The following is a 10033-nucleotide window of genomic DNA, read 5'->3' as shown; positions in this document are numbered from 1 at the left end:
GCGTCGCCGCCTGGGTCGCCTCGGCCGCCGCCTCCCCTGTCCACGGGACGCCTGACAGCCGCGCTGCCGGGGCGGGGCCGTGGCGAGCATCGGCACGTACACCCGGGTGTCGACCGCCTCGGCCAGCAGCAGCGTGGCCATCAGGCTGCTCGGCCGCCGCGCCGGGTCGTCGGCCATGAGCTGCCGGCACAGCGCGGCCACCTCCGTTGGCAGGCCGTCGATCGACGGCAGCGGCTCGGCCGGTTGCCGACGGCGTGCCCCCAGCAGCTCGGTGGTGCTGTCGGCCGGGTACGGCAGCCGCCCGGCCAGGCAGTAGTAGAGCAGCACTCCCAGGGCGTACATGTCGGCGGCCGGGGTGGCCGGCTGCCGATCGAGCTGCTCCGGGGCCAGGTACGCGGGGGTGCCCACCACCATGCCGGCCGGGACGGAGTCGGGCACGCCGGCCGGGGCGGCGATGCCGAAGTCCAGCACCTTCACCCCCCGCACGGGGTGAGGATCACGTTGGCCGGCTTCACGTCCCGGTGCACGATCCCGTGCCCGTGGGCGGCGGCCAGCGCCGCGGCGATCTCGGCGCAGACCCGTACCGCGATGCGGCAGTCCAGCGGCCCGGCGCGCAGGTGCGCGGCGAAGTCTCCCCCTGGGCCAGTTCCATCACGATGTGCGGCACCGGCCGGCCGGGCAGCGCCGAGGACGTGCCGAAGTCGTGCACGCTGGCCACGTTCGGATGCACCAGCCGGGCCGCGGAGCGTGCCTCCGCCCGGATCCGCTCGCTGTTCGAGCTGGTACCGCCCGTCCAGCGTCCTCATCGACCGCTCCTCGTCGCTCGCGCCTGCGCGCCGCGACCTCCGCGCGACGCTGCCTGCCCCGGTATCCCGCCCCCGACCTGGGCAAACCGCCGGCAGACATCGGCCGGGTGTCCCCGCGCGGGCGGTCACGGTGGGATAGCTTCCACCGGGTAGGCCGACCGGGAACCGGAGGGGCGATGGCCGAAGTGACCGTGCGTTTCGTCGGCGGGCCGGCCGACGGCCTGGTGCGGCGGGTGCCGGCGGGGCCCGACGGCGCGCCCCCGCGGGTGTGGGTGCTGCGCCACCCGGATCAGGCGACGGCCCTGGCCGGCGCTGGGGCCGACCACCGCTACCGGCGCGACCGGCGCGACGACACCGGGACCTGGACCATGCGCTTCGTCCGCACCGACCCGCTCGGCGTGACGGAGTGAGCCGAGCCCACCCGGCGCGTCCGATCCCGCCGCGACCGGCCCACAGCTGGTACACAGGGTCCGCCGAGGTGGGGCACAGCGGGTGCGCCCACGATGGAGGGCATGGTCATGGAGGGGCAGGCCGCGCAGGGCCGCATCGAGCTGCGCCGGCCGGACGGGGAGCCCGTCCGGGTGCTGGTGGTCGACGACGAGCCGACGCTCGCCGACCTGCTCTCGATGGCCCTGCGCTACGAGGGCTGGCAGGTCCGCACCGCGGGCAACGGGATGGCGGCGCTGAGCACCGCCCGGCGGTTCCAGCCGGACGCGGTGGTGCTCGACGTGATGCTGCCCGACTTCGACGGTTTCCAGGTGCTGCGCCGGCTGCGCGAGCACACCCCGACCGTGCCGGTGCTCTTCCTCACGGCCCGGGACGCGGTGGAGGAGCGTATCGCCGGGCTCACCGTCGGCGGCGACGACTACGTCACCAAGCCGTTCAGCCTGGAAGAGGTGATCGCCCGGTTGCGGGCGCTGTTGCGCCGCTCGGGCCTCGCGATCGCCACCCGGGAGGACGCGGTGCTGACCGTCGGCGACCTCAGCCTGGACGAGGACAGCCACGAGGTGCGCCGGGGCGACCGGTTGATCACCCTCACCGCGACCGAGTTCGAGTTGCTGCGCTACCTGATGCGTAACCCCCGCCGGGTGCTCAGCAAATCGCAGATCCTCGACCACGTCTGGAACTACAACTTCGGCGGGCAGGCGAACGTCGTCGAGCTCTATATCTCGTACCTGCGGAAGAAGATCGACGTCGGACGGGCACCGATGATCCACACGCTGCGCGGCGCGGGGTATGTCCTCAAACCCGCCGACTGACCGGCCGCGTCAGTGGCTGGCCGGTCGGTCCCTGCGTGCCCGGCTGGTGGTCACCCTGGTGGCGCTGCTCGCCTTCGTCAGCGTCGGCATCGGCGGGCTGACCACGGTGGCGCTGCGACACTTCCTGATCGCCCAGATCGACGACCAGCTCACCTTCGACCAGCGCCGGCGCGGCGGCGACCGTCTGCCGTGGATCACCAACCCGCCCCCGCCGGCGCAGCGCCCCGTCGAGCTGCCGCCCGGTTTTCCGGCCGGCTCGATCGCCGTCCGGGTCGTCGACGGCCGCATCCAGTCGGCCACCACCCGCACCTCGGCCAGCGCGGCCGAGCAGTTTTCCATCGACACGGCTGCCCCGCTGGCCGCGCTCGCGCCCGACGGCCGCCCGCGCACCGTCGACCTCGGCGAGCAGGGCGACTACCGGGCGGTCGCCCGGCAGTACGTCGACGGCCAGACGCTGGTCTTCGCCCTGCCGCTGAAAGGCGCCGAGGAGACGGTGTGGTGGATGGTGCTGGCCCAGGCCGGCGTCGCCACCGCCGGCCTGCTCGTCGCCGGCAGCCTCGGCGCGCTCATCGTCCAGGCGACCCTGCGCCCGCTGCGCCGGGTCGCCGCCACCGCCACCCGGGTGACCGAGCTGCCGCTGGATCGGGGCGAGGTGGCCCTGTCGGTGCGGGTGCCGGCCGCCGACACCGACCCGCGCACCGAGGTCGGCCAGGTCGGCGGCGCGCTCAACCGGATGCTCGGGCACGTCGCCGCCGCGCTCGCCGCCCGGCAGGCCAGCGAGACGCGGGTACGCCAGTTCGTCGCCGACGCCAGCCACGAGCTGCGTACCCCCCTCGCCGCCATCCGCGGGTACGCCGAGGTGGCCCGCCGTGGCCGGGACCGCGTCCCGCCGGACGTCGCGCACGCGCTGCGCCGAGTCGAGTCGGAGAGCACCCGGATGACCAGCCTCGTCGAGGACCTGCTGCTGCTGGCCCGGCTCGACTCCGGCCGGCCCCTCGCGGTCGAGCCGGTGGACCTGACCGCCCTGGTCGTCGACGCGGTCAGCGACGCCCACGTCGCCGGCCCCGAGCACCGCTGGCAGCTCGACCTGCCCGGTACGGAGCTGGTGGTGCCCGGCGACGCCGCCCGGCTGCATCAGGTGGTGGCGAACCTGCTGACCAACGCCCGGGTGCACACCCCTGCCGGCACGACGGTCACCACCCGGCTCGCCGCCGCGCCCGACGGGGTCGTGCTGGGCATCGCAGACGACGGCCCCGGCATCCCGGCCGACCTGCAGGGCGAGGTCTTCGAACGCTTCGCCCGGGGCGACAGCTCGCGCTCGCGCGCCCACGGCAGCACCGGCCTCGGCCTGGCCATCGTGGCGGCCGTGGTGGACGCCCACCACGGCCGCGTCGAGGTGCGGAGCCGCCCAGGTCATACGGTGTTCACCGTCGTGTTGCCGGCGTTCATCGGTCCCACAGCGACCGCATAGGTCGGGCACGGCCCGCCGCCTGCGGCGCCTTTCCCGGGCGGCAGGTGGCCGTGGAACCCGGCCCAGGTCAGCCCGGCCCGGCAGCGGTCCACCTCCGCCGGGTCGGCGCACCGGAACGCCAGGCTCATCCGGGGAGAGCCGGTCGGCGGTGACCGTCGCGTCTTGACCGGAACGGACACCGGCGGACTGGCCGGTGTGGCCTCGAGGGCACCGAGCGTCGCGTACGGTGGCAATGAGACAAGTCCGGCTTTTGGGCATGAACACCCCAGGCGGCGTGTGCCCGGGTCGGCTCCGAGACGGCGAGGGGAAGGAGCGGCCGTGATGCACCTGGCCTACCTGGACGCGGGATCCGGCAGCCTGATCGTGCAGGCGGTGGTCGGAGGGGTGGCCGGAGCGGCGGTGGCCGCGAAGCTCTACTGGCGCCGGCTGACGGCCCGGTACCGCCGCCAGCGCACCGACCGTTCCTGAGCGGGGCACCGGGCGATGGCCTTCCTCCACACCGAAGTCCGGGCCGATCCGGGCTCGTTCCGCGACCCGGCCAACCGCGTCTTCTACGCCGACGGGGAGGTCCTGCGCGGGCTCGACGCCCGGGCGGCCGAGCACTGGCGGGCCCTGTCCGCCAGCGACTTCTTTCCGCCGCTGCTCGCCGTCGGCAAGGTCTGCGGCACCGAGCCGGTCGAACCGGCCCGCTACGCCGCCGGCACCGACGTGCCGTGGGCCGCGGTGCTGCGCCACGAACGCATCCCGTTCGTCTCCCACCCGTACGAATGGTCGTTCGGCATGCTGCGCGACGCGGCCCTGCTGCACCTGGAGATCCTGCGCGCGGCGCTGGCCGCCGGCTTCACCACCAAGGACGGCTCGGCCTACAACCTCCAGTGGCGCGGCGTCGCGCCGGTCTTCATCGACGTCGGCTCGTTCGAGCCGGCCCGCGACGGCGAACCCTGGGCCGGCTACCGGCAGTTCTGCCAGACCCTGCTCTACCCGCTGCTGCTCACCGCCCACCTCGGCGTGGACTTCCAGCCCTGGCTGCGGGCCCAGGTCGACGGCATCCCGCCGGAGCAGATGCGCCGGCTCTTCACCGGCGTCCGACGGCTGCTGCCGGGCGTGCCCACCCACGTGCACCTGCATTCCGCGATGCAGCAACGGCACGCCGATGCCACCAGCGGCGACGTGCGCGAGCAACTACGCACCGCCGGGTTCTCCAGGGAGTTGGCGCTGGCCGCCGTACGCCGGATCGAGAAGCTGGTCCGACGGCTGCGCCCCCGGAGCGGGCGCAGCCACTGGGCCGACTACCAGCGCACGTGCAGCTACTCCGCCGCGGACAGGGCCGCGAAGGAGCGCTTCGTCGAGCTGGCGCTGACCGCCGGAGCGCCGCCCGGCCTGGTGCTCGACCTGGGCGCCAACGACGGCCGGTACGCCCGCCTCGCCGCGCGGTACGCCGGCTACGTCGTCGCCGTCGAGCAGGACCCGACCGTGGTCGACGAACTGTACGCCGCGCTGCGCGCCGAGGAGCAGCGGCGGGTGCTGCCGCTGGTGATGGACCTGGCCGACCCGTCGCCCGGCGGCGGCTGGCGCGGCGTCGAGCGGGCCGCGTTCGGCACCCGGGCGCGGGCCGACCTGGTGCTGGCCCTCGCCGTCGTGCACCACCTGGCGATCGGGCGCAACGTGCCTCTGGCGCAGGTCGTCGACCAACTCGCCGACGCCTGTGCCCCCGGCGGCCGGCTGGTGGTCGAGTTCGTCCGACCCGAGGACCCGATGGCCCGCCGGTTGCTGGCCAACAGGCCGGCCGGTCTCTTCCCCGACTATCGACCCGACGAGTTCGCCCGGCTGCTCGCCGCCCGGTGTCGCATCGAGCGGCACGCCGAACTGCCCGGCGGTACCCGGACGCTCTACCAGGCGGTGGTGGGTGGCTGACGCGACCCTCGCGCCCGGGTCGCCGGCCGCCGGGCCGCCCTGCGCGCCGACGGCCCCCGACCCCACACGTGGCCGCCCCACCGGGCCGGCCGGGTGGCGGGCCGAGCTGCGCCGACTACTGGAGGTGACGGCCCTGGTCGGGCTGGTGGTCACCCAGCCGATGCTGGACGTGCTGGGCCGCAGCCCCGACTTCTTCCTGTTCCACCGGGCCACCCGGGGCGAGATCCTGACCCTGGTCGCGTTGATCGCGGTCGCGCCCACGGTGCCGGTCGCGCTGCTCGGCGCGGCGAGCCGGCTGACGGGGCGGGCCGCACGCGCGGCCGTGCACACCGTGCTCGTCGGCACGTTGCTGGCCGCCCTCGCCGTGCAGGTGGGCCGGCACGTCACGCCGCTGCGGGGCGTACCGCTGCTGGTGGCCGCCGTGATGGCCGGCGCGGCCGGGGCGGTGGCGCACCGGCGGTGGCGCGGGCCGGGCCTGGCGCTGCGGGTGGCCGCGGCCGGGCCGCCGGCCTTCGTGGCGCTGTTCCTGTTCGCCTCCCCGGCCTCGACGGTGGTGCTGCCGCACCGCGACGCCGGCGCGGCCGGGGTGGCGGGGCCGGGCGGGCACCCGCCGGTGGTCATGCTGGTCCTCGACGAGCTGCCCCTGGTCTCCCTGCTCGGCGGCGACGGGCGGATCGACGTGGGCCGCTACCCGCACTTCGCCGAGCTGGCCGGCGGCTCCACCTGGTACCGCAACGCCACCGGTGTCAGCGGCTGGACGCCGTACGCGCTGCCGGCGATGCTCACCGGCCGCTACCCGGCCAGGCCGGTCGCCCCGCACTACTCGCAGTACCCGGACAACCTGTTCACCGTCCTCGGCGGTCGGTACGACGTCCGGGCCGAGGAGAGCATCACCCGGCTCTGCCCACCCAGCCGCTGCGACCAGCCGGCCAGCCCGCCCCAGGGGCTCGGCACCCTGGTCCGGGAGAGCGGGAAGCTGCTGCGCCAGGTCACCGCCCCGGTGGACAGCCGCTTCGACCCGGAGGAGTCCTACCGGGAGCAGACCGCCGCCGAGGCCGGACTGGACGCCGCCGAGCCCGTCCCGGACGATCCGAAGTTCCGCTGGGACAGCCTGGACGACAACCAGCCGGCCCGGTTCACCACCTTCCTGGCCGGGCTGCGCCCGAGCGACCGGCCCACCCTGCACTTCCTGCACCTGCTGATGCCGCACGCGCCCTGGCAGTTCCTGCCGTCGGGGGCCCGCTACGCCGCCCCGGAGGACCTGCCCACCGACGGCGCGGGCTGGGTGGAACTGGCCCGGCGGCGGCACCTGGCCCAACTGGAGTACACCGACCGGCTGGTCGGCGAGACGCTGCGTATCCTGCGTGCGACCGGCCTGTACGACCGGGCGCTCGTGGTGGTCACCGCCGACCACGGGGTCAGCTTCGACAACGGCGCCCAGGGACGGGGAATGGACGCCATCCGCAAGGCGGCCGGGCAGGTGGCCTGGGTGCCGATGTTCGTCAAGGAACCCGGCCAGCGGGCCGGCCGGGTCGACGACCGCAACTGGGAGCACGTCGACCTGCTGCCCACCGTCGCCGACTACGCGCACGTGCGGATCCCCTGGCCCGTCGACGGGCGCTCGGCCCGACAGGCCCCGCGCGAGCGCGCCGACAAGCGCTTCTACGACCGGCCGGGCGAGCCGGTCGCCTTCCCCGGCGGGGTACCCGCCCCGCCGCCGCAGCCGAAGCCGCATCCGCTGGTCGGCACGACCGTGGGCCAGCGGCCGACCGGCGGGTCGGCCCGGGTCGGTGACCTCGCCGCGTTCCGCGCCGTCGACCCGGACGCCGGCGGGCTGCCGGCCCTGGTCTGGGGCACGGTCCCAGCTTCGGTACGCGACGGCACGCTGCTCGCCGTCGCCGTCAACGGGCGGATCGGGGCGGTCGTCCCGGTGGTGCCGCCCGACGCCGGTGGTCGCCGGTTCGCCGCCTTCCTCCCCGACGACCGGCTGTTCCGTGCCGGGGCCAACCGCTTGGACCTCTACCAGATCGGCCCGGGCGACGAGCTGCGTCACCTGAGTATTTCCTGAGAGTTTCGCCCCGCTGCCAACAGGGCCCCCGATCACGCTCGGTGCCTGATCGGGGGCCTTTTGTCACATTGGCCCTGTTCGAGGCAAGCCCCGGGCTGCCGGGTTTCCGCGCTCGCCTCCCGGGAATCGGGTGACGCATACCTCACCGCGGAACCACGACGGGCGGTGTCCCCGCAACCGTGTTTACGGTAAAAGCGAAGGCAATTTCAATGTAGATCTGCCGGCGAAGCGAGGAACACATGACGGAAGTCAAGCTCGATCACCCCGGTGGGCAGCTGTCGATGCCGGTACAGTCCGCGGTCGAGGGCCCCGCCGGCATCGGCGTGAGCAAGCTCCTAAAGGAAACCGGGATGACCACGTACGATCCCGGTTTCGTCAACACCGCGGCCTGCTCCTCCGCGATCACCTACATCGACGGCGACGTGGGTATCCTGCGGTACCGGGGCTACCCGATCGAGCAGCTGGCCGAGAAGTCCTCCTTCCTGGAGGTCTCGTACCTGCTCATCTACGGCGAGTTGCCCGGCCAGCAGCAGCTCGACGACTTCAGCGAACGGATCCGGCGGCACTCGCTGCTGCACGAGGAGATGCGCCGCTTCTTCGACGGCTTCCCCCGCGACGCGCACCCGATGGCCGTGCTCTCCTCGGCCGTGAGCGCCATCTCGACCTTCTACCAGGACAGTCTGGACCCGTTCGACTCCGACCACGTCGAGATGTCCACCGTCCGGCTGATGGCCAAGGTCCCCACCATCGCCTCGTACGCGTACAAGAAGTCCATCGGTCAGCCGCTGCTGTACCCGGACAACTCGCTGGGCTACGTGGAGAACTTCCTGCGGATGACGTTCGGCGTGCCGGCGGAGCCGTACGAGGTCGACCCGGTCATGGCCAAGGTGCTGGACATGCTGTTCATCCTGCACGCCGACCACGAGCAGAACTGCTCCACGTCGACCGTGCGGCTGGTCGGCTCCAGCAACGCCAACCTCTTCGCCTCGGTCTCGGCCGGCGTGAACGCGCTGTTCGGCCCGCTGCACGGCGGCGCCAACCAGGCCGTGCTGGAGATGCTGGAGAAGATCCAGGCCGACGGCGGCGACGTGCAGTCCTTCGTCCGTAAGGTCAAGGACCGGCAGGACGGCGTGAAGCTGATGGGCTTCGGCCACCGGGTCTACAAGAACTACGACCCCCGGGCCGCCATCGTCAAGAAGGCCGCCCAGGACGTGCTCGGCCGGATGGCCAAGCCGGACCCGCTGCTGGACATCGCGATGCAGCTGGAGGAGATCGCGCTCGCCGACGACTTCTTCGTCTCCCGCCGGCTCTACCCGAACGTGGACTTCTACACCGGCCTGATCTACAAGGCCATGGGCTTCCCGACGAAGATGTTCACCGTGCTGTTCGCCCTCGGCCGGCTCCCCGGCTGGATCGCCCAGTGGCGCGAGATGATCAACGACCCGGAGACCAAGATCGGCCGCCCGCGGCAGGTCTACACCGGTTCCCCGGAACGACCCTACGCGCGCCCCGCCGACCGCTGAGGCGCAAGGAAGGGCCCTTCGTTAACGCATCCGGTAGAGACGGGGCCCCTTCTCAACGCGGCTGACGTGCGGCCGCCGATCCGAGCAGGATCGGTGGCCGCATTCGCACCGCCACGGGCGGGAGGGTCAGCGCAGGCCGGCGGCGACGAGCAGGTTACCCTCCGGCACCGCCGGGCGGGCCCGGCCGTGCGCCATCCGCTGTCCGGCGCGCTCGGCGACGAACGCCGGGGCCTTGGCGATCGCCGAGGCGTACGTCGAGGCGGTGCGGCTGGCGATGGCGGCCCAGCCGTACTGCTCCTGCACCATGACGCGGGCCCGCCGGGCCAGCACCCGGGCGCGCTCCCGGTCCGACAGCAGGGCGTGCACCGCCTCGGTCAGCCCCTCCGGGTCCTGCGGGGCGAAGGTCATCCCGGTGACGCCCGACTCGACGATCTCGGCCAGGCCGCCCGTCGAGGCGACCGCCAGGGGCGCGCCGGCCGCCGCCCCCTCCAGGGCGACCATGCCGAACGGCTCGTAGATGCTCGGCACCGCGAAGCAGTCCGAGGCGGCCATCACCGCGGGCAGGTCGGTGCCGCCGAGGAAGCCCGGCATGCTGACCGTCCCACCGAGGCCGAGCCGGTGCACCTCGGCCTCCAGGGCCGACTTGTACGGCCCGTCGCCGACGATCACCGCGCGCAGCCCGGGGTGCCGCTCGCGCAGCCGGGGCAGCCCGGCGAGCAGGTGCTGCACGCCCTTCTCGTAGACCAGCCGGCCGGCGAAGGTGACCAGTGGGCCGTCCCCGGCGAACCGGGCCCGGGCCGAGACGACCGCCGACGTCGGCACCTTCCACCGGTGCGGCTCCACCCCGTTGGGCACCACGTCGACCCGGGCGGCCGGCACGTCGAACAGGCGGGTGATCTGGTCGCGCATGTACCCGGAGCAGGCGATCACCCGGGTCGACTCGCCGCTGATCCAGTGTTCGACGCCGTGGATGGTGCGGTTCATCTCCTCCG

The 10033-nt window shown here is 73.8% G+C and carries 10 protein-coding genes; 7 read left to right on the top strand and 3 right to left on the bottom strand.

Annotated elements, in window-relative coordinates:
- Both E1258_RS36005 and E1258_RS36000 read right to left on the bottom strand, forming a co-directional pair.
- On the bottom strand, positions 1-486 hold a 486-nt coding region (locus tag E1258_RS36005; RefSeq protein WP_371688688.1), incomplete at its 3' end, for a protein kinase.
- Positions 474-806, bottom strand: a complete 333-nt coding sequence (locus E1258_RS36000; RefSeq protein ID WP_371688687.1) for a hypothetical protein — start codon at positions 804-806, stop codon at positions 474-476. The genes E1258_RS36005 and E1258_RS36000, both read right to left, overlap by 13 nt.
- A gap of 176 nt (positions 807-982) precedes the next feature.
- Here E1258_RS36000 and E1258_RS25920 point away from each other — a divergent pair, with 176 nt between their 5' ends.
- The 7 genes from E1258_RS25920 to E1258_RS25890 all read left to right on the top strand — a co-directional run bounded on the left by E1258_RS25920 (position 983) and on the right by E1258_RS25890 (position 9041).
- Positions 983-1216, top strand: coding sequence for a hypothetical protein (locus E1258_RS25920; RefSeq protein WP_132405708.1), 234 nt, complete (start codon positions 983-985; stop codon positions 1214-1216).
- Positions 1217-1324: 108 nt separating this feature from the next.
- A complete protein-coding gene (locus E1258_RS25915) occupies positions 1325-2065 on the top strand; it encodes a response regulator transcription factor (RefSeq protein WP_132405712.1) in 741 nt (246 codons plus the stop codon).
- Positions 2043-3536 (top strand): cell wall metabolism sensor histidine kinase WalK, encoded by a 1494-nt coding sequence (locus E1258_RS25910; RefSeq protein ID WP_132405706.1) that lies wholly within the window; start codon positions 2043-2045, stop codon positions 3534-3536. The genes E1258_RS25915 and E1258_RS25910 overlap by 23 nt, the downstream gene beginning before the upstream one ends.
- Before the next feature lie 318 nt (positions 3537-3854).
- Complete coding sequence (locus tag E1258_RS33585; protein ID WP_165949904.1) at positions 3855-4004, top strand: hypothetical protein; 150 nt, start codon at positions 3855-3857, stop codon at positions 4002-4004.
- A 15-nt stretch (positions 4005-4019) separates the two neighbouring features.
- Positions 4020-5450 carry a class I SAM-dependent methyltransferase gene (locus E1258_RS25900; RefSeq protein WP_132405704.1) on the top strand — a complete coding sequence of 477 codons (1431 nt, stop codon included), beginning with the start codon at positions 4020-4022 and terminating at the stop codon, positions 5448-5450.
- Positions 5443-7518, top strand: coding sequence for a sulfatase-like hydrolase/transferase (locus tag E1258_RS25895; RefSeq protein ID WP_243715687.1), 2076 nt, complete (start codon positions 5443-5445; stop codon positions 7516-7518). The genes E1258_RS25900 and E1258_RS25895 overlap by 8 nt, the downstream gene beginning before the upstream one ends.
- Before the next feature lie 239 nt (positions 7519-7757).
- Positions 7758-9041: a citrate synthase gene (locus E1258_RS25890; RefSeq protein ID WP_132405702.1), complete on the top strand. Its 1284-nt coding sequence runs from the start codon at positions 7758-7760 to the stop codon at positions 9039-9041.
- Positions 9042-9167: 126 nt separating this feature from the next.
- Here the strand turns inward: E1258_RS25890 and E1258_RS25885 are convergent.
- The coding region (locus E1258_RS25885) for a glycosyltransferase family 4 protein (protein WP_132405700.1) at positions 9168-10033 on the bottom strand (866 nt) is incomplete at its 5' end.

This window comes from Micromonospora sp. KC207, from assembly GCF_004348615.1.
Lineage (GTDB): Bacteria > Actinomycetota > Actinomycetes > Mycobacteriales > Micromonosporaceae > Micromonospora.
This window is presented reverse-complemented; position numbering and strand designations above follow the sequence as displayed.